The following is a 19,141-nucleotide window of genomic DNA, read 5'->3' as shown; positions in this document are numbered from 1 at the left end:
ATCCATATTGGTTAGGGCATTTTTAGTTTCTTGCTTTCTAACAGTTCAAGTGCGCTAAGCAGCTGGATAATTCCAACAACAGAAAGTCACTGGTTAAGTACCAAGAATTTGTAATGGTAGGCTTAATAGCTGGTCACCGGTCGATGCAAAATACCAGATAACACCGATCAAACTGCTCACTAAACCCACATACCAAACGAACGACACGACTTGCCCGTATTTGTCTAACGGTAACAAGTGACTGTGATGACGTCCTTTCCATTCGAACAGTATTTCAACACTGCCCATAATCAATAAGAAACCAAACAGGGTTAAATTCAACTGATAACTCAATACCACACCAGCAACGGCAGCCGCGACACAAAGTACAATGCCAAGCACACTGTTCATCGAGAAACTGATACTTTTAAGAACATGTCCGCCATCGAGAGGCAAAATCGGCAATAGGTTGAACAGGTTTAATAGAGCATTAAATACCGCAAGGCCGGCAAAGAACATTTCTCCAGTAGCCCAATACAGCACCATAAATACTAACGACAATATCAGGCCGAACAATGGCCCCATGATTGAGATAACCACATCTTGCCAGCGCGTATTAATCTTTTCATCGGATAACGCCAAACCACCAAGAAATGGTATCAAATAAATGCCTTTGGTCTTCATGCCAAAATATTTCATCGCTCTAATATGACCGTACTCATGGAACATTAAACAAGCGATTAAGGCCAAAGCGAACTGAATTGAAAACAACCATGAATAGGCCGCTAAACTCGCAGAAGCAAGTACGACCTTGATTAGCTTGGCGCTTTTTAGCGCTTTCATACCAAGCGACACCAACCCAATTAGGCTAAAACGCTTCTCTGGTTTAGGAGCGACAACAGGGGTTTGTTGCTCGATATCTTTGGTGTTTCGATTGCCTTCGGTAATGGTTTGGCCATTCACCGACGCTTTATACGTCATTTCAAACGGTTGCCACTGAACGGTCGACTCAACGTGACACTGCAACGTTTCAGCTCCAGCGCGTAGTGTAAATTCGTGTTTTCGTGCGTCTTCTTGATCTGTGGTCGCATCTAATTGAGATACCAAAGTGTTATCCCAATACAACTGTTGCCACCCTGCCATTGACCCCTCTAAACGAAGCGGTTTACCAAGAAACTCTATCGCGAGTAATTCCAAACTTTAATTCCAATTTAATGACTTCTAACGAGTTTCGATATTATGCCGATTTAGCGATCGGCGGTAAACATAAACAAAGTTGTTACATATTGAGCAATTGAACACTATTTGTACCAATAGCTGACATAAACATTCTGGTCACACCTCCAACCACGAATAAACTATTGATTGTAATCATATTATTAGTGTTAGTGTGCTGCCCCTAAAAAATATAACCTCTCAAAATAACAGCTATTTCTTTGACTTTATATAAAACATGAATTTAACATGCTGTTTACATTAGAGCTTCAACACCAACAATGCTCAGTGTGTTTTCAAACAATAATAATGAAATTCGATGCCCTAGGAGGGTCAAGGATGAAAACAATACAACGCTCTCTCGTTTCGCTTTCTGTGCTATTTGCATGCAATTCACTTGCGGCTGGCTTCCAAGTTGCTGAGCATTCTGCCTCAGGTCTTGGTCGCGCATTCTCAGGTGAAGGCGCTGTAGCCGATAACGCGAGTGTACTAGCGAGAAACCCCGCCGCAATGACCCTATTTGATACAGCCCAATTTTCAGGCGTGGTTTCTATCGTTGATCCAGAAGTGGATATTACTCAAAACAATGTTCCAGGTTCTGGCGGACAAAGCCAAGTCTCTAAAGACGTAGCGCCACTGCAAGTCGTCCCTGCCGCATACTACATCAGCCCTATTAGCGATAAATGGGCTTGGGGCATCGGTATGTTTTCTAACTACGGCGTTGCTACCGATTACCCAGATGATATTTATGCGGGTGATCTTGCAGGTGATACTTCACTAGTGTCAGTGAACTTAAACCCCAATGTGGCGTATCGAATTAACGACCAGTTTAGTGTTGGGGCGGGTGCAAACCTTGTTTACGCCGAGGCTGAACTAAATCGTCATCAAGGGTCTATTTCGAACATCACTGGAGATCCTGCCTCAACAAAACTGATCAGTATGACAGGTGAAACATTTGCATTTGGTTGGAACGTTGGCGCGTTATATGAACTGAATGAGAACAACCGATTCTCTATCGCGTATCGTTCAGAGGTCGACCTCGACTTTGATGATGGTGACTTTACTGATTACACGGGCAGCATTGTGCAAGGTAGTGCTACGACAACAACAGGACGTCTAAAAATCACGTTGCCTTCAATTATTGAAATTTCAGCTTTCCACCAATTGACCGACCAATGGGCAATTCACTACGGGTGGCAACAAACTGGGTGGAGTAGCTTCAAAGAGCTTAAAGCGACAAGTTCAGATTGTGTAAGTGACGAGTGTTTTAAAAAGACCGAAGACTACGATGACAATAACCGTTACTCATTGGGTGCAACTTACCAGTTAAACCAAGAGTGGACCTTAAGAGCAGGTTTAGCTTATGACGAGCAAGCTGGTGAAGCGACATTAAGCATCCCTGATAGTGACCGTTTCTGGTACAGCGCAGGTTTGACTTATCAGTACAGCCCTAACCTTTCAATCGATGCTGGTTTCGCTCTTGTTCAAAGTAAAGACGGTGATTTTACTGAAACCAATGAACTTGGTCAGGAACTTGAATTCTCTGGTGATGCAGTCGCTTACCTATCTGCAATTCAAATGAACTACACCTTCAACTAAACGGAATTAAAACATGAAAAAGTTATTTAATGTTTCGCTGCTCGCTTCAGCAATGTTTCTTGCTGGTTGTGGTGATGACTCTTCGAGTTCAGGTGCTTCAACAGCGATTCAATATGAGCAATACATTCAAGATTCACTCGCACAAGCGACGAGCATCAAGTTTCAATTAACGGGTGCTGATATTGCGGTTCCTCTTCCTAGCTTCGCGTTAATGGATACTAGCGACGGTACACTTGGTTTACCAACTGGCGGTGATGATTCATTAACCAACCCTATCGCGGCAATGAACACAATGGATGGCTGGTCTAACTCTATGCCAATCATCATGGACTTTGAAGGCACAGGTTTAGCTGATGGTGTCGCAACTGGTGGTGTTTACCTATTAAAGCTTAGTGGCTCACTCACTTCTGAAACGGCACCAAGTGTTACTGGCGTATTGGCACAAGGAACTCATTTTAATGTTCTATCTAGTGCCTCAACTGACACATTCACCATTGTATTCAACGAATCTCTTGATGCTTCAAGCGAGTACGTATTGGCGCTGTCGAATGAACTAACCGATGCCAATGGTGATCCGGTTGGTATGTCACCAAGTTATGCGGCTTTGAAATCAAGTGTAGTAACCTATACCGAAGGTAGCATTGCTCAAGCTCAACAAGTCACTCAAGGGGTTGAAAAGATCTTTGCTGGAGCGACTGCTGCAGGTGCGATTAATCTTGATACTGAAAACATCATTTACTCGACTTGGTTTACTACAGAGTCTGTTGGCGATTCCCTTTTCGCGACAAAAGCCGCAACGGCAACAGGATTGGCTGCGACAAATCTAAATGGTGTTTGGAAAGATAGCGCAAACCCTAACTCAGTTGACCTTACGGCTGCCTACACAATGCAGTTCGGCTCAACAGAACTGTTCACAACTGCGCTAGCAAACGATACTGACTTTGATAAGTATGTTGCAGGCGACGACGCAACAACTATCGCAACCCTTAAAGGTGCGATTAATGGATTGTATGGTGCTCCTGACAACGTTGATGTAACCCAAGGTTTTGTTCAATTACCTTATTATCTAGAAACAAGTGCTACTGAATGGAACTCACAGCCATTCGAATCGGGTATGCCTAGCTTAGCAAAAGTTTCAAGTGCTTTAAGTGATAGTGCCGAGCAAGTAAATATGGCTACTCAGTTAGCTGCTGCTGGTATCGACACAAGCATTTTAGCGACAGACCAAACCGAACAACTAAAGTTAATCGGATTAAACTTAACGATGTCCGATGGTTCTCCACTTGATAGCGAAAGAGTTATTACGAAATACTCTCCAGTTCCTCAAGTTAAATCATTAGAATCTGTCGAATTCTTGCTATTTACGCCTAATGGTACCGATCCGACTGATATAGTCATTTACCAACACGGCATCACCTCTGCAAAAGAAAATGCTTACGCGTTCGCTTACAACCTAGCGAGAGCCGGAGTTGCTGTTTTGGCTATTGACTTGCCAATACACGGTACTCGTAGTTTGGATGACCAACGTTCTGCAAATGCAGATGTCTTAGCTTATTTAAATCTCACTAACTTGCCTGTAGCGCGTGATAACGTTCGTCAAAGTGCACTAGATGTAATGGGTTTAAGAGCTTCATTAACCGCATCTTTGCAAGCTGGTTTACTTACTAGTTCACCTTTGAAGGGATTTAACATAGCTACTGGCTCACAAGTTAAGTTTCTAGGTCATTCGTTAGGAGGTATTGTCGGAACGACAGCTGTTGCGTCTTCTAACCGTACGTTAGGTAGCACAACTGCTGATGCGCTTTATTCATTCAGCGCTGCTGCTATCGAAAACTCTGGTGGCCAAATATCTAACCTTTTGTTGGGTTCACCTTTCTTTGGCCCACAAGTTAAGCACAACGTAGCCTTGGGGGCTTCGACAGAGTACGCAAGCTATGCGGCAGCTAGCTGTGCAAACAGCTCAGATAAATTGTGCTATGAAACATTTGAAAGCAGTGCAACCACAGCACAACTAGCTTCGATGACCGCAGCATTTCAACAGTTCGCGTATGCGGCACAAACCGTGTTAGATACTATTGACCCTTACACAAATGCTGATTACTTGCTAGAAGCTTCTACTCAGATGCCAGTTTACATGGGTCAAGTGCAAGGTGACGAAACGGTACCAAACACCGTTGCGGATGCACCGTTTGCCGGAACAACACCACTTGCGACAAAACTTGGCTTAACCGTTGTAGATGCAAGTAATACAACGCCAAACGGAACCAATGATTTTGTTAAGTTTGGCAAAGATGCGGTTCACAGCACATTTGTGGCTCCGCAAGATGACAGTACGCCTCTACCATTAGATTTAAGCCACCACGTTAGCATGCAGGCGCAAGCGGTAGACTTCTTATTAGACAATGCTTTAACTGCAGCATCTATCGATGGTTCTGTATTGGAATAACCACAAGTTCTAATTGAAACCAAATGCCAGCCTAACCGCTGGCATTTTTGTATCTGTCGTTCGAACAGTTCCCCTAGTTAACCGTTTGCATAGAACTTTAAAACACAAATGGTTGATCTCAGCTAAAATTAATCAAGACAGAATACCGTACGACCTCTTTCTTTATTGTAAATAAAGTGGATAATAGCCCCGTAATTTAATACCTAATAAATGTGAGTCCATTATGTCTTCTGAAGCTACTATGCTAGAACGCTGCCAATCTAAATGTGAACTATGTGGTTCTGATTCTTCTCTTACTGCATACGCAGTACCGCCACACAGCCATGTAACAGTGGATCACGGCATCATGGTATGTGACAAATGTCTTGGTGAGATTGACGATCCTAAAGATATCAACCACTGGCGTTGTCTGACTGACAGCATGTGGAGCCAGGAAGCGCCAGTTCAAGTAACAGCATGGCGTCAACTTACTCGTCTTAACTCAGAAAGCTGGGCTCAAGACGCGCTAGACATGATGTACCTTGAAGAAGAAACATCAGTTTGGGCACAAATCGGCATGTCTGCTGATGACAAGCCTCTTGATGTGAATGGCGTTGAACTTAAAAAAGGTGACGACGTAACAGTAATCAAAGACCTGCCAATCAAAGGTACTAACCAAGTGATTAAGCAAGGTACTGTTATCCGTGGTATCAGCGTTGGTGACGATCCTAAGCTTGTTTCTGGTAAAACAAACGGCGGTCAATCAATGTACGTAATCGCTGAGTTCTGCCGTAAGAAGTAATTCGTCCTCAATGTGTAAACACATTTCAGGACGGGACAACAAAATCTAAAAAGGCGCTAATGAATAATTAGCGCCTTTTTAATATCTCAAATTTTCACGACTTAAAACTATCAATAAGTTGCTCACGGTACTCTTTAATGACCGACACCAAAGAGCCTTTGATACCACTAACTTGTTTCGAGTGCGGACACCACAACGCGAATCCAAATTTGAATCCTTCCACCATTTGCGCAGAGTGAATAGGCTCTATTGAATGTTTTGAAAATTCAGAGTCGGTAAAAAAAGCCTTAGGAAGAAGTGCCCATCCAAAACCTTCTTCAAGCATTTTGATCATTAACGAAAGCTGATCGATCTCTTCATAGTCAGAGCTTACGATAATCTTTTCAGACATCCCTTCATCAATCAGAGACTTCAATACGAACTGTTTAGAGTTCCTAAGTGCGACTAATACTTCTTCTTTATCGATATGTGAGAGTTCTCCCCCTTTCTGTCCGAACGGATAGAACTCAAAATGCCCAAGGAAAGTAGAATCAAAACTATGCATCGCTCGGCTATTGTGTGCATTCACAAGTCCAAAGTGATATTCGCCACTTTGTATTGGCTTTGTTGCGTAATTAAATTTAGAGATAGAGCCAACCCGTTTCGCTTGTTTCTTAGTCAATACGACAAGTTTCAGGCATACCTAACCCAGTAAGCTTGTTCAACGCTTTTATCATCGCGTAAGTTTCACCCACCTGGGCATTGTAATTTCTTAAGCTCAGTTTCCCTCCTAGCAACTGTTTAACTCGATACATCGCTGTTTCTGAGAGTGAACGTTTGTGGTATCCATACCGCTCTTTCCAATACTTATTTGAGTCGTATAATTTCTGGCAACCCACGGCGAAATTTCGAGGGTGACCACGCTCCCAGAAGGCAGCCCCTTCTCTTGGGGGAATAAGCGCAATAGCTCCCTTAATCTTAATAGCAGCGTGACACGCTCTCGTGTCGTAAGCGCCATCACCAGACACCTCAAGGATACTTCGGCGTGTTTGTTTCAGTAAGTTCGGGAGTACTTCTCCATCTGTAACCGTCGATAAACTTAGCTCGGCGGCAATGATCTCATGAGTGTTGGTATCGACTGCAATATGCAGCTTTCGCCAGACTCTACGCTTGCCATCCGTCCCATGTTTTTTGACTTTCCATTCACCTTCGCCATAAACCTTAAGGCCAGTAGCATCAATGGCTAGGTGCTGTATCGCTCCTCTCGTTTTAGTCTTAAATGAAACCTCAACTTGCTTGGCTCTACGACTGATGCAGGTGTAATGCGGACAACTTAACGGTACATGGGCTAACCTAAATATCGAGTCGATAAATCCTTGCAGCGCTCTCAATGGCATAGAAAAAACTCGTTTGACCATGAGTGCTGTCGTGATAGCTAAATCACTGAACCGACGCGGCCTACCGCGCTTATTCTGTTTGCTTTGCGCCCATCCGCTTATTGCTTCTTCATCAATCCAAAAAGTCAGAGAACCACGGTTAATGAGTGATCGGTTGTATTGCTTCCAGTTGGTTGTTTTATAACGAGGCTTAGGCATAGGACTACGAGATAGAGTGGAGGTAGCTGATCAGATCGTAGGTTCTTGATTTAGTTCCATTGAATTACGCAACAAAGCCCTTTGTATTCCTTGTTTTATTTCGTTCTTATTTCTAACCAGAAAGTTCACTCGCATCATTGGGAAATCGTGTTTAAGTCGTTTTCGTATATCGACCAAAACACGTTGTGGAACGAAACTAGAATACGCGATTGTTATTTTCTCTAACCCACCATAAGAGAGGCTCAACGCCACTTTGTCAAAAGTACGAGCTTGCTCAATCGTCTGTTTTGCGTAGTGATAAAGGAGGTGCCCGTCCTCCGTTGGTTCAACAGAGCGCCCGACCCTTTCAAAAAGATTCACCGCAAGGTGATCTTCCAAGTTTGTAATCACCTGACCCACGGTCGTTCTGTGCTTGTTTAGCTTTACCGCCGCCTTGCTAAATGACCGCTGTTCATAGACAGTCACAAACGCGAGAAGTTGTTCAATACTAAAGTTCATTTTGATGTACTTACTTTCTTGGTCATGCATACGAGATAGAAAAACATCTACTGCATCAGAATAATAATGATAAGAGACAGAGCAAAAGTGACTACTGATTTGTACCTTTGCTGCCTATCCTTCCTAGTATATACCTAAACCTGTCTGTATTTGATGGATCTGATCCTCTATATACGATTATTAACATTGCCATAGTTCCTTTATCGTTACCTTCTTAAAACGATAGAGACAGACCCATGAACACAATGCCACATGAACTCGTGTGGGGTGAGATCTACTTCCCTCCTTTGCTATTGGTTATCGCGTTAGCTTATGTATTGACGATATTGACTGGCTCAATCGCGACAAAACTTGGGCTACATAAATATGTCGCTTTTCCTGCAATTGCCGAATTAAGCCTAATCGTGATTTTCATCGGCGTTATCGGTCAATTCATTACCATCTTCTGAGGCATTCACCTTGATTAAACGTTATCTAATCACGCTACTATTGGTCGTTGCCGCAAGCTCTGTGGTTTATAGCTATTACCAATCTTATTCGAGTAATCCCTGGACTAGAGATGGTCAGGTCAGCGCTTACATAGTGTCAATTACTCCCCGAGTTACAGGGCAAGTGACTAAAGTCCATATTGAGGACAACTCACAGGTGGCGAAAGGCGACTTGCTGTTTGAGATCGACCCAAGCATTTATCAAGCGGCCTACAATAAAGCGCTGGCGACACAAAAACAGGCTCGCGCGCTCTTGGCAAAAGCTAAAAACGAAGAACAACGTGCGTTGAACTTAGAAAAGAGAACACCTGGCGCTATGCCAGTGCTGACATTGAATAACCTGAATAACGCGGTTGAGACAAATGCAGCGAACGTTGCACTAGCAAAAGCCAACGTTGAAGAAGCGCATTTAAATCTTGAATACACCAAAGTGTACGCGCCAACCAACGGTTACATCACGAACTTAAACCTACGAGAAGGCTCTCAAGTCGTCGCTAATACACCGGTAGTTGCATTGATCGATGAAGACAGTTTCTGGATCGAAGGCTATTTCAAAGAAACTGATCTGGTGAATGTTGGCCCTAACGACAAAGCGCTTGTCACTCTTATGATGCACAACAATATTCAATTAGAAGGCCATATCAAAAGCATTGGCTTTGGTATTGCAACACAAGACGGCAGCACAGGTAATGACCTTCTTCCTAACGTGAACCCAAACTTTCAATGGATTCGTCTTGCTCAACGTATACCAGTCAAAGTAGAGCTTGATAACGTGCCTGAAGACTTACAACTTCGTGTTGGCATGACAGCTTCACTCAAAATAATCAAATAGTTGGATGGCTTTTATGTTCAGTGCATCAACCAAAGAAGCCATTAAAGCGGCTCTCGCTATTGTTATCTCTATCTGTGTTGCGTTGTGGTTTCAATGGGAGAAACCTTATTGGGCGGCAATTGCGGTTGCGGTCATGGCATTGAACGAAAGCTTTGCTCATTCAATAAACAAAGGCCATAACCGATTAATGGGCACCTTATTAGGGACTGGTTATGCCTTTTTCTTGATTGCGATGTTTTCTCAGGATCGCTTTCTGTTTTTGATGTTTTTCACCTTATTTCTCGGTACATGCATCTTCATGTCGAGTGATGAAAAATACGGTTATGTCTTTTCTATAGGCTTTGCGGTTTGCTCCATCATCTCTTGTATGGGTGGGTTCGATAACCAAATTACATTCTATTTTGCAGTGCTTCGAATACAAGAAACTCTATTAGGCGTTATCACCTTCTCGATTGTTTATCGTCTGATCTGGCCTGTAAACACTGAGCAGAACTTTGTACAACGATTTGAAACAAGCAGAGAAACGCTGATAACAGCAATGCGCGATACCAACAACCTTGATATAGAAGCCTTAGAGTCCAATACCGCCAATATTGAAAAGCTCTATCAACTGTTGGATTTGCCGCTCGCTGGCAGTTATCACCTAAAAGAGAATATTCACGCATGGCGTTTACGAATCAACGAAATGGCGCATATTCAAGATCGTCTGCTTGAGATCGCCTCGGGTGAACTGACTCAAGCTATTGATTGGGTCGCTCTCACCCAAAAAATGGAAAAACTGGAGTTAATGGCGCCAAACACGTCACTAATTGATGATGTGCCATTTGTGATGAGTGAGAAGAAAAACGTCTCTTGGCACCATGAGCACCGTACGTTTGTTCAACACCTTAATGAAGATGGGAGAAAAGTCTTACAAGGTGTGTCGATGTTCGTCACGTCGTTATTGGTTTGGGTATACCTGCCTGTACCGGGTGGTTTTATTTTCCCGATGATTGCTGGCATATTTTCTTCAATGCTTCCAACTATGCCGCCAAGTGTTATTAAGGATGCGTTTTTTGGTGTCATTGGAACGGGCACGGTTATCTTGCTTCAATATATCTTTATCATGCCGATGATGACTGAATTGTGGCAATTGGCGTTGTTCTATTTCATCAACAGCATAGTGATATGGAAAGTGTTTGCGACACCTAAACTTATGGTGCATCGAATACTTGGTATAAACCTGCTAGTCGTACTTACATCTGGCGCGCTTAATCTAACACCGGTTTATCAGATTCAAACACCATTGCTAATGTTAACCACACTGCTCATCATTTTGATGATAGGAAAATTATTCACAGACCTATTTAGAGTCAAAAGTATCGCTTAGTCTCGTTGCGCGGATTCGCTTAACTTGGGATAAAAAAACAAAAAAGGCGCAATTAAGCGCCTTTTGAATGTCTATTACTTACTGATTTATATGGCTAGCTGACTCACATAGCTTACTGACTCAAGATCAGTTGTTGTTTAGCCACACATCTTGGTTTTGTGGAGCTTTCTTCTTTTTCTTCTTGCCTGTACCGGCAGGTGGCGCAACAGGTTTTAGTGCTGCGATCAGTTCAGCTGTCGCTTCTTCATCCACTTCAAAGCCTTCAATTTGCTCACGATCAAGACGGATCTTATTCTTCTTCTCGATGATTTTGAAGTGGTGGTAATCTTCGTGATCGATCAAAGATAGCGCAAGACCAACCTCACCTGCACGACCACTTCGGCCGATACGGTGCATGTAGTCTGACGGGCTACGCGGTAAGTCAAAGTTGATAACAACTGGAAGCTTCTCAATATCCAGACCACGTGCCGCAATGTCTGTCGCGATAAGAACGTCAATCTCGCCAGATTTGAAATCTTCTAGGATACGAGTACGTGAACCTTGCCCTTTATCACCGTGGAATACTTCAGCGATGATGCCGCGCTTGTAAAGCTTGTCTGCTAGGTGCTCACAGCTGTTCTTCGCATTAACGAAGATCAGAGCTTGGCGCCATTCGTGTTGTTGAATTAGGTGTGCGAGTAACGCTGTCTTGCGACCTTTTTCTACTTCAAATACACGTTGAACCAGTGTGCTCGCATTGGCACTTTGAAGTTGAACTTCAATTGGATCATTCAGTAGTTCGTGAGTCAGCGTTTTAACTTGCTCAGGGAAAGTTGCAGAGAACAACAAGGTTTGTTTCTTGCTCGGTAAGAGCTTCAAGATTGCATCAAGTTCTTCGGTAAAACCTAGGCTTAGCATTCGGTCAGCTTCATCAAGCACTAACGTTTTTACTTTGTCTAGCTTGATAGCGTTGCTTGAAATAAGGTCAAGCAGACGACCCGGTGTTGCCACCAAGATATCAGTGCCGCCACGTAGCGCCTGCATCTGAGTGTTTACCGATACACCACCAAACACACAAACCGTTTTAATCGCGCCATTGAAATGCACAGCGTAAGACTTAACGCTGTCAGCCACCTGCTTAGCAAGTTCACGAGTAGGAACCAAGATAAGGCCAGAAACAAAGTTACCTTTACCTGAACGACGGTCCAGAGGGGCATCTTCATGAATCTTTTGTAACAGTGGAAGTGCAAATGCTGCGGTTTTACCTGAACCGGTATTTGCGCCTGCAATTAAATCGCGTCCTGCTAACACACTTGGAATAACTTGCGCTTGGATAGGCGTTGGCTGTTGGTATTCAAGCTCAGATAAACGAGCCATCAAAGGAGAGATTAAGCCAAGATCAGAGAAGTTGGTTGGTGTAGTGGTGTTAGTCATTAATTACAGGAACTCAAAGCTAAAATAATAGCGCGCTATATTAACGTATTTCAGCAGTATTACGTAACTAAATCGCCTTTTCGCTTCTATTTCACCGATTAATACCCATCAGAAACCAAGTTATTGATGTGAGAACCTCGATACTCGCCGTACCTAATTCGTCTAAGAGTATTTTAGCTACGCAATTGTCGTGGTTGGCAGTTAGTTTAGCCACCCTGCTACCGTTTGTTCCGGTGCATATGAGTTCGGCTCGGTTAACCAAACGGCTACTGCATCTGGTGTAGCGACGAGTGGCTCAAAATTGATATTAAATTGCCATTCAGACTCACCACGTTGATAACCATCGTAAACCACAACAAAATCATGCTCGAGTTTCTTACCCCTGTTCTCGCCCGCCTTAACACTGGTGACTTCGTTCATCGCCAGTAAAGCTATATGAGCAACATAATCACCTTTGCCTTCGTTACTTACGCTGAACGTATCGCCTTTATGGTTGACCGTTAGCTTGGGGTTATTTTGTTGTTTAAGCGAAGGTAACGTTCTGTCTAACCAGTTAAAGTAACCGCGCCACTCTTTTCCATCGACAACAAAGCCCGGTGTGTAAACCCCCACTTGTTAAGCCGTAAGCTTTATACAGTCGTTGCTTCTGACTGAACGCCTTACTCGCGAACTTGTCGCCCCAACCTAAGTAATCCCAATAATCGACGTGATAGGCAAGCGGAATGACTTGTGTCCAAAGTTTGGGATGGTCTTCAAAAGTACTTAGGTAAGTATCAGCAGGTGGACAACTTGAACAACCTTCAGAGGTGAAGAGCTCGATAACCTGTGCGGGCTAGCCTTGATTACTCCAGGTTTGTGCAAGCGACACTGAGGAATAGAAGCCGATCGGTAAGGCAAATAAACAAAGTTTAATCAATGATGAATTGCGTTTGGCGTGTGACATACCGAGATCCTTGTACAAAGCAAATTGAATGGCGCTCAAATACAGACCGTGATGCCTAGGGTTTTCTTTCAGGTGCTTAATTTGCGAAGAGATAGAGTTTATTTCAGATACAAAAACGCCAGCTTTAGAAGCTGGCGTTTTCTTAAAGTTCTATATTTACATGTTAACGCTGAGATTAACGGTTGATACCGATATCGCGTTGCATGTGACCAGATAGGTCGCTTGCGTAGTAACTACGTGGAGAGTTGTCTACGAAAAGAATATCGAAAATGTGTGCAATCAATCCTTTGAAGTTAACCGAGTAGGTCTTCTTATCCATAGAGTTAGGAACAGCGATAGTATTCATTTGTACTGCTTGAGCCATGATTGCCTCTCTATAAATTTATTAATGTGTTTCGTTCTGATGACAATAATAATAGGTGATCTTTTGCAGGTTAAAAAATGACTAAAATTAGATTTTGGGATTAGTTTTTCTAATAAAACAAACCATTAACAACACCATAAAGTAGATATGCAGACTATGTGAGTATAAATTCAATATAGTGTTTAAATCATGCATTTAGTACAAATACCCCGCAAACAACAGTGGCCAATGTCACAGAAAATTTACATAAATAAATTTTCCACTTCATCAGCCACGTGTTCATTATCGACTTTTCGATAAGTTATATTTGTTTTTAATTTACTTGTTCAATGCCTGGCTTCTTCGCATAAACCGACGCTATAACCGCAATCGTCATAGTCGAAATAAGTACAGCGAGCGACCAATAAGTTGGGATAGCCCACTCACTGTCAACCAATAGCATTTTCACACCGATGAACACCATGATGAATGCCAATGCCGGTTTCAAGTAGATGAACTTGTCCATCATACCTTGCAGTACAAAATACAACGAACGAAGGCCAAGTAGCGCAAATACGTTTGCCGCTAATACCAAGAACGGTTCTTGTGTTACCGCAAAGATCGCAGGTATAGAGTCCAATGCAAACATCACGTCCATCACTGCAATCGCACCGATGACCAACATCATTGGAGTGAATGCCCATTTAGCACCCTGTTTAACCAATAATGCAGGACCATGGAAATCTTCAGTTACCGGCATCACTTTACGAAGTAGCTTTTCAGGCAGTGTATTCACACTCTCCTCTTCGCCCTTGTCTAATGCCAGCTTAATACCTGTACCAATCAAGAACGCAGCGAACACGTAAAGTACCCAGTGGTATTCCGCCAATAACTGTGCGCCTAGTGCGATCATAATTGCACGAAGCACCAATGCACCAATTACCCCCCAAAGAAGCGCACGAGGTCTTAGATGCTCAGGAACTTGGTATTGAGCAAAGATCATCGCAAAAACAAACAAGTTGTCTACGCTAAGGGATTTTTCTAACAAGTAACCCGTTATGAATGACACGGTTGCTTTTTGCGCTGTGTAGTCACTGTTCGGCGCATAAATGTCCCAAAACAGGTAAATAGAGCCAGCAAACAAAAACGCAAGTACAAACCAGAATACACTCCAGATTGCCGCTTTCTTGATAGTAACGTTACCGCCACGAGTCTGATAGATATCAATAGAGACGAGAATAACCGTCAGCAGGAAAAAGCCCGCATAAGTCGTCATGATTGGCGATGAAAAAAAGGATTCACTATTTGTAGATAATAGAGATTGAGTTGAGTTCATTATTCCTCCGGGCGGAAGAACTGTACAAAGACCTTCCGCAAACAAAGCATATCAAGCTCCATAACGGATCTTGACTGTGATTGCGTTGGTCTCGTTGAAGTGAAATATGGGATTTCACCTTTACATACCGGATAGACTCTTGGCCTAACGAGATGACGATATGTAAACTTGCGCTAACTACTCCCCAAACGCGTGGATAATAATCCTCTGATTGTGTTTCGTCTATATAAATTTGCACGGAAAAAGCAAAAAAGGAGCAATCTGCTCCTTTTTTATTTCTTTCACTTACGCTTGGTATAGCGTGTATTGATAATAAGAATACTGCGACTGTTCAAAAGCTAGTCTTATCCAGCGCGCAGAACCATTACAAGCCTGTAGTAGGCACCAAATACACTAACGCTGACCAAACTGATACCCAACCGACAACCGCTACCGCATCTAACCAATCTTTCTTATCCATGCATATCTCCACAAGAAGGCGACCTGCAGAGATGAAGCATAAACAATGCCAATTTTATAAATAACCCAACGTAATAACATTAAGCATCAGCATCAGGTGTGGTTATCTAAAACATTCCATGCAATTTAACGGTTCATTGTGTTGAAGCGACTCTGGGTGGTCTTGCAGAAACTCGATGAAGCAGTCTGCCATAGAGTCAGTTGTTACCGTGCCATCACCGATCATGTCCAACACAGCGTTATAGCCCTCTTTCCCTTTCATTGTGTAGGCAGACGACGCACCACGGTAAATACGGTTGCGAGAAACAGCCTGCCAACCCGATTCATCAGAGTGGATTTCTAGATGGTGAATCCTGTGTCCTAGAGGCGCTTCTTTATGGTAACAAAACCTCAAATTATGCGTATAAGGAAAGCTACCTGAACCTGTGCCCACGACACCATTATCGATCGCGTTATTGATTGCACCTTCAAGCATGCCAGCGATCGTTTCACCTTTTACTTCATACACACCAATGGGTACGGCAAACGGTAGTAGTTTTCCGGCAATATCGGCAACTGAAACATCGCCGCTATTCAGTGAATTTCTAACACCACCTGCGTTGTGAATAGCAAAGTCAACGTGATGCCCTTTCTTGTTCATTAGATGGTGAAATGATTGAGCAACCAACGGCGCGAGTTGGCTCGGGCCTTTATCATCTGGAATACGTACATGGCGAAGTTTAGTCTCTGCATGAGCAATCACTTGTTGCTGAAGCTTTCGAACTCGCGGCTGGTATTTATCCGTCAGAATGCTCTGCAGCTCAGGATCTTTCTTACACACTGCGATATTGGGGTGATTGTTTAAAAATTCACACGCCATATCGTGGGCATCGTCTTGCCCTACTTCACTCAGTTTCGCGTCTATAAAAAGTCGACGGCCTAATAGCAGTTCATTCTTACCATTGAATTGCGTCACTTTACCTTGAGAATCGAACTCGATTTCGCAGTGTCCTAAGCTCATGGCGTGGAAACCCGCTTGCACAACATAGGTATCGCCAATTTTCACACCGTATTCATCATCTTTAACTAAGCCGATATCAGAGAAATCACCTTGTAAGCGATGACTATGACCACCAACGATGACGCCAATACCTGATACGTTAGCTGCTAACTCTAAATCAGCTTCGTAACCAAGATGGCTAAGTAACACAATCTTGTTGATGCCTGCTTGATGAATTTGCTCAATGGTCGCTTTTGCTGTTTCCAAAGCATTTTCAAACGGTGTATCGATATCTGGGTTAGCGATGCCTGCCATCTTGTCGATGCTTAAGCCGAATATTGCGACCTTCTCGCCGTCAAATTCTTTCGTTATAAAAGAAGCACTTCGTGTTTCAGGCAGATAAGGCTTAACAATGTCGTTGTCCGCTAGCGTATGAGTTTTATTGATATCCTCATTCGATAGATTCCAGTTACCGGCCAACAGTGGGAATTTGATTCTTTTCGCGAAAATCGCAACGGGCTCATTACCCATGTCTAACTCGTGATTACCGAGCGTCATGGCATCTATATTAAGGGCATTCAACAAATCGGCGTTGGCTTTTCCCTTGAATAAAGAAAAGTACAAAGTGCCCTGGAAGCAGTCGCCAGCGTGCAGGAACAAGGTTCCAACCTTCTGACGCTGGGCATCTTGTTCTATTTGTTTAAAGCGTGTTGAAATTCGAGCAAAGCCACCAGCACTGACATAAGGTTCAATGATGTGGTTGTTCATTTTAAGTGATAGCTGTAACGAGGTTGGTTCAAAGTATGAGTGGGTGTCGTTGATGTGTGCCAACACTATTTTTGCTGGCTTATTCTTTTTAGTCATATTTTCTTCTCTCTTTGTCCCTTCATACTAGGTCGAGAATCATGACAGAATCGTGAATTTTATGAAACTGCACTGCAAAAAAATACTCGAGATAGATCAAAAATCTCATTTTGCACCGTATTAATAAACAACGGGTTTTGTGACAGGTGAGCATACCGGATTTGGATTTTTCGATTATGATTAAAGATATCTGTTAGCTTTCAAATAATTAGCAGAGCCTTCCGTTAGGAGTAAGCCTATGCAACTAGAAAGAATCGAGATTTCTGGCTTTCGAGGTATCAAGCGCATGTCACTCGCGTTTGACGAGCTAACCACGCTTATTGGTGAAAATACTTGGGGTAAGTCTTCATTATTGGATGCCCTTTCCGTCGTTCTGCCCTCAGACGGTGTGCCATATCACTTTGAAATGACCGATTTTCATGTCGATTACTCTGTTTCACATCCACAGTCTCAACATCTTCAAATTGTTCTCGCTTTAAAAGCTAACGACAAGAGCGAACTTAACGCAGGTCGTTATCGCAAACTCAAACCTATTTGGGTTCAGGATGAGTTTGGCGTATTTCGCATTTATTACCGAATCAGCGCAACATTAGAGCAGTATGAGACAACCACACACTATGCATTTCTTGGTTTGGACGGTAATCCACTCAAGCTTCATCATTCAGAAAAGCTTGCTCAAGAATTAATGACTTTACATCCCGTCATCCGTTTGCGTGATGCAAGGCACTTTGATCGTCCTTTCAACGGCAAGTCCCTTAACCACAATGCTCACCTGCCTAGCAATGGTCACGCTAATAATGCAAATTCGAACGGGAACGGGAATCATCACGCATCCAATGGCACAAACGGAAACGGCGCCAATAACGGTAATGGTCGACAAGCAAGAATAGAAAAACGAATCGACAATACCTGCCGTCGTCTAATGGCGATTCCCGGTCATGTTAATAAAGGTGAAATGCGCAGTAGCCTAGAGTCGATGCAAAGTCTGATTGAGCACTATTTTTCTTTTAAAAGTACTTCTCGTCGTAACCCTAGAAAACAGCGAGACGGATTGCTTTATTCTGCTGGCGCCAATGATCAGAGTATCCATCAACTCGTCGAAGAGACCAAAAACAAACAAACCCGCTTATTATTTATGGGGTTACTTAACGCTTATCTACAAGCTAAAGGGCCAAACGACTTAAGACGATGTGCGCGCCCACTTTTGATCCTTGAAGATCCAGAAGGTCGATTACACCCAACACACTTGGCAAGGGCTTGGAGCTTGATGCAGAAGTTGCCCATGCAGAAAATCCTCACCACCAACAGTGGCGACTTACTTGCAGCTGTTCCACTTCAATCGATTCGTCGCTTGGTTCGTCAGTCAGATAAAACCATTGCCAATCAACTCAACATGAACCACTTCAGTAAGGATGAACTTCGTCGAATTGGTTTTCATATCCGCTTCCACCGCTCAGGGGCATTGTTTGCTCGCTGTTGGCTATTAGTCGAAGGTGAAACCGAGGTTTGGTTGTTCAATGAACTTGCCAACCAATGTGGCTATAACTTAGCAGCGGAAGGTGTGCAGATTATAGAGTTCGCTCAATCGGGACTTAAGGCGCTGATTAAGGTTGCACAAGAGTTTGGTATTGATTGGCATGTGGTGACTGACGGCGATGCCGCCGGTAAAAAGTATGCCGCGACAGTGTTATCGAAACTCGGTAATGATCAGGAAAGACATCGACTCACGGAACTGCCTGATAAAGATATCGAGCATTACCTTTATATGAATGGGTTTGAGAGCTTTTTCCGTGACATGGTTAAGATTCCATACGATCACCCTATCCCTCCGAAGAAAGTGGTTGCCAAGGTATTGAAGAAACATGCAAAACCCGACCTTGCACTCGCCATTGTTTCTCATTGCGAGAATCAAGGACAAGAATGCATACCGCTTTTATTAAGATGGACATTAAAACGCGTGATCACCATGGCGAACGGAAATACCTAAGCATAATTTGTTTTATAGAAGCTATCAGTTGCTCTA

At 43.2% G+C, this 19,141-nt stretch carries 13 protein-coding genes and 3 pseudogenes; 7 read left to right on the top strand and 9 right to left on the bottom strand.

The window, feature by feature from the left end:
- Window positions 1-93: 93 nt before the first annotated feature.
- The gene (locus OCV20_RS18970) at window positions 94-1,176 is read right to left on the bottom strand and encodes a site-2 protease family protein (protein ID WP_086774326.1); all 1,083 of its coding nucleotides are present in this window, start codon (window positions 1,174-1,176) and stop codon (window positions 94-96) included.
- Window positions 1,177-1,533: 357 nt separating this feature from the next.
- Here OCV20_RS18970 and OCV20_RS18965 point away from each other — a divergent pair, with 357 nt between their 5' ends.
- The 3 genes from OCV20_RS18965 (at window position 1,534) to OCV20_RS18955 (ending at window position 6,020) form a co-directional block, all read left to right on the top strand.
- The gene (locus tag OCV20_RS18965) at window positions 1,534-2,793 is read left to right on the top strand and encodes an outer membrane protein transport protein (RefSeq protein WP_086774325.1); all 1,260 of its coding nucleotides are present in this window, start codon (window positions 1,534-1,536) and stop codon (window positions 2,791-2,793) included.
- Between the two features lie 13 nt (window positions 2,794-2,806).
- A complete protein-coding gene (locus OCV20_RS18960) occupies window positions 2,807-5,239 on the top strand; it encodes a VolA/Pla-1 family phospholipase (RefSeq protein WP_086774324.1) in 2,433 nt (810 codons plus the stop codon).
- A 223-nt stretch (window positions 5,240-5,462) separates the two neighbouring features.
- A complete protein-coding gene (locus OCV20_RS18955) occupies window positions 5,463-6,020 on the top strand; it encodes a PhnA domain-containing protein (RefSeq protein ID WP_048608355.1) in 558 nt (185 codons plus the stop codon).
- A 94-nt stretch (window positions 6,021-6,114) separates the two neighbouring features.
- Here OCV20_RS18955 and OCV20_RS18950 read toward each other — a convergent pair.
- From OCV20_RS18950 to OCV20_RS18940, 3 genes and pseudogenes are all read right to left on the bottom strand, one after another.
- Window positions 6,115-6,624, bottom strand: a pseudogene (locus OCV20_RS18950) (LysR family transcriptional regulator); the annotation flags it as partial.
- Between the two features lie 49 nt (window positions 6,625-6,673).
- On the bottom strand, window positions 6,674-7,594 hold the full coding sequence (locus tag OCV20_RS18945) for an IS5 family transposase (RefSeq protein ID WP_086773621.1): 921 nt from the start codon (window positions 7,592-7,594) through the stop codon (window positions 6,674-6,676).
- Between the two features lie 81 nt (window positions 7,595-7,675).
- A pseudogene (locus OCV20_RS18940) lies at window positions 7,676-8,092 on the bottom strand (LysR family transcriptional regulator); the annotation flags it as partial.
- 236 nt (window positions 8,093-8,328) lie between these two features.
- Here OCV20_RS18940 and OCV20_RS18935 point away from each other — a divergent pair.
- Genes OCV20_RS18935 through OCV20_RS18925 form a run of 3 tightly spaced genes read left to right on the top strand, consistent with a single transcriptional unit; the run spans window position 8,329 to window position 10,781 of the window.
- The gene (locus tag OCV20_RS18935) at window positions 8,329-8,541 is read left to right on the top strand and encodes a DUF1656 domain-containing protein (protein ID WP_086773858.1); all 213 of its coding nucleotides are present in this window, start codon (window positions 8,329-8,331) and stop codon (window positions 8,539-8,541) included.
- 10 nt (window positions 8,542-8,551) lie between these two features.
- Window positions 8,552-9,412 (top strand): HlyD family secretion protein, encoded by an 861-nt coding sequence (locus OCV20_RS18930; protein WP_050620771.1) that lies wholly within the window; start codon window positions 8,552-8,554, stop codon window positions 9,410-9,412.
- A 13-nt stretch (window positions 9,413-9,425) separates the two neighbouring features.
- On the top strand, window positions 9,426-10,781 hold the full coding sequence (locus OCV20_RS18925; protein WP_086773859.1) for an FUSC family protein: 1,356 nt from the start codon (window positions 9,426-9,428) through the stop codon (window positions 10,779-10,781).
- Between the two features lie 126 nt (window positions 10,782-10,907).
- On the opposite strand, the gene OCV20_RS18920 is transcribed toward OCV20_RS18925, so the two are convergent.
- The 5 genes and pseudogenes from OCV20_RS18920 to OCV20_RS18900 all read right to left on the bottom strand — a co-directional run bounded on the left by OCV20_RS18920 (window position 10,908) and on the right by OCV20_RS18900 (window position 17,118).
- Entirely contained in the window at window positions 10,908-12,194 is a 1,287-nt protein-coding gene (locus tag OCV20_RS18920; RefSeq protein ID WP_086773860.1) for a DEAD/DEAH box helicase, read from the bottom strand.
- A gap of 201 nt (window positions 12,195-12,395) precedes the next feature.
- Window positions 12,396-13,137: pseudogene (locus OCV20_RS18915) on the bottom strand (DUF1223 domain-containing protein).
- Between the two features lie 175 nt (window positions 13,138-13,312).
- Window positions 13,313-13,501: a hypothetical protein gene (locus OCV20_RS18910; RefSeq protein ID WP_017059812.1), complete on the bottom strand. Its 189-nt coding sequence runs from the start codon at window positions 13,499-13,501 to the stop codon at window positions 13,313-13,315.
- Window positions 13,502-13,814: 313 nt separating this feature from the next.
- Window positions 13,815-14,816, bottom strand: a complete 1,002-nt coding sequence (locus OCV20_RS18905; RefSeq protein ID WP_048613684.1) for a TerC/Alx family metal homeostasis membrane protein — start codon at window positions 14,814-14,816, stop codon at window positions 13,815-13,817.
- A 562-nt stretch (window positions 14,817-15,378) separates the two neighbouring features.
- Window positions 15,379-17,118 (bottom strand): bifunctional metallophosphatase/5'-nucleotidase, encoded by a 1,740-nt coding sequence (locus OCV20_RS18900; protein WP_086773861.1) that lies wholly within the window; start codon window positions 17,116-17,118, stop codon window positions 15,379-15,381.
- 238 nt (window positions 17,119-17,356) lie between these two features.
- On the opposite strand from OCV20_RS18900, the gene OCV20_RS18895 reads away from it, so the two are divergent.
- Window positions 17,357-19,105: an ATP-dependent endonuclease gene (locus OCV20_RS18895; RefSeq protein ID WP_050633299.1), complete on the top strand. Its 1,749-nt coding sequence runs from the start codon at window positions 17,357-17,359 to the stop codon at window positions 19,103-19,105.
- Window positions 19,106-19,141 lie beyond the last annotated feature (36 nt).

This window comes from Vibrio coralliirubri (assembly GCF_024347375.1).
Classification (GTDB): Bacteria; Pseudomonadota; Gammaproteobacteria; order Enterobacterales; family Vibrionaceae; genus Vibrio; species Vibrio coralliirubri.
The sequence above is the reverse complement of the archived record's forward strand: the minus strand, read 5'-3'. Positions and strand labels throughout refer to the sequence as shown.

Coding starts and splice junctions, on each gene's coding strand:
- OCV20_RS18895 (WP_050633299.1), top strand. CDS start 17,357: ATGCAACTAGAAAGAATCGAGATTTCTGGCTTTCGAGGTATCAAGCGC.
- OCV20_RS18920 (WP_086773860.1), bottom strand. CDS start 12,194: ATGACTAACACCACTACACCAACCAACTTCTCTGATCTTGGCTTAATC.
- OCV20_RS18945 (WP_086773621.1), bottom strand. CDS start 7,594: ATGCCTAAGCCTCGTTATAAAACAACCAACTGGAAGCAATACAACCGA.
- OCV20_RS18905 (WP_048613684.1), bottom strand. CDS start 14,816: ATGAACTCAACTCAATCTCTATTATCTACAAATAGTGAATCCTTTTTT.
- OCV20_RS18925 (WP_086773859.1), top strand. CDS start 9,426: ATGTTCAGTGCATCAACCAAAGAAGCCATTAAAGCGGCTCTCGCTATT.
- OCV20_RS18960 (WP_086774324.1), top strand. CDS start 2,807: ATGAAAAAGTTATTTAATGTTTCGCTGCTCGCTTCAGCAATGTTTCTT.
- OCV20_RS18955 (WP_048608355.1), top strand. CDS start 5,463: ATGTCTTCTGAAGCTACTATGCTAGAACGCTGCCAATCTAAATGTGAA.
- OCV20_RS18910 (WP_017059812.1), bottom strand. CDS start 13,501: ATGGCTCAAGCAGTACAAATGAATACTATCGCTGTTCCTAACTCTATG.
- OCV20_RS18900 (WP_086773861.1), bottom strand. CDS start 17,118: ATGACTAAAAAGAATAAGCCAGCAAAAATAGTGTTGGCACACATCAAC.
- OCV20_RS18965 (WP_086774325.1), top strand. CDS start 1,534: ATGAAAACAATACAACGCTCTCTCGTTTCGCTTTCTGTGCTATTTGCA.
- OCV20_RS18935 (WP_086773858.1), top strand. CDS start 8,329: ATGAACACAATGCCACATGAACTCGTGTGGGGTGAGATCTACTTCCCT.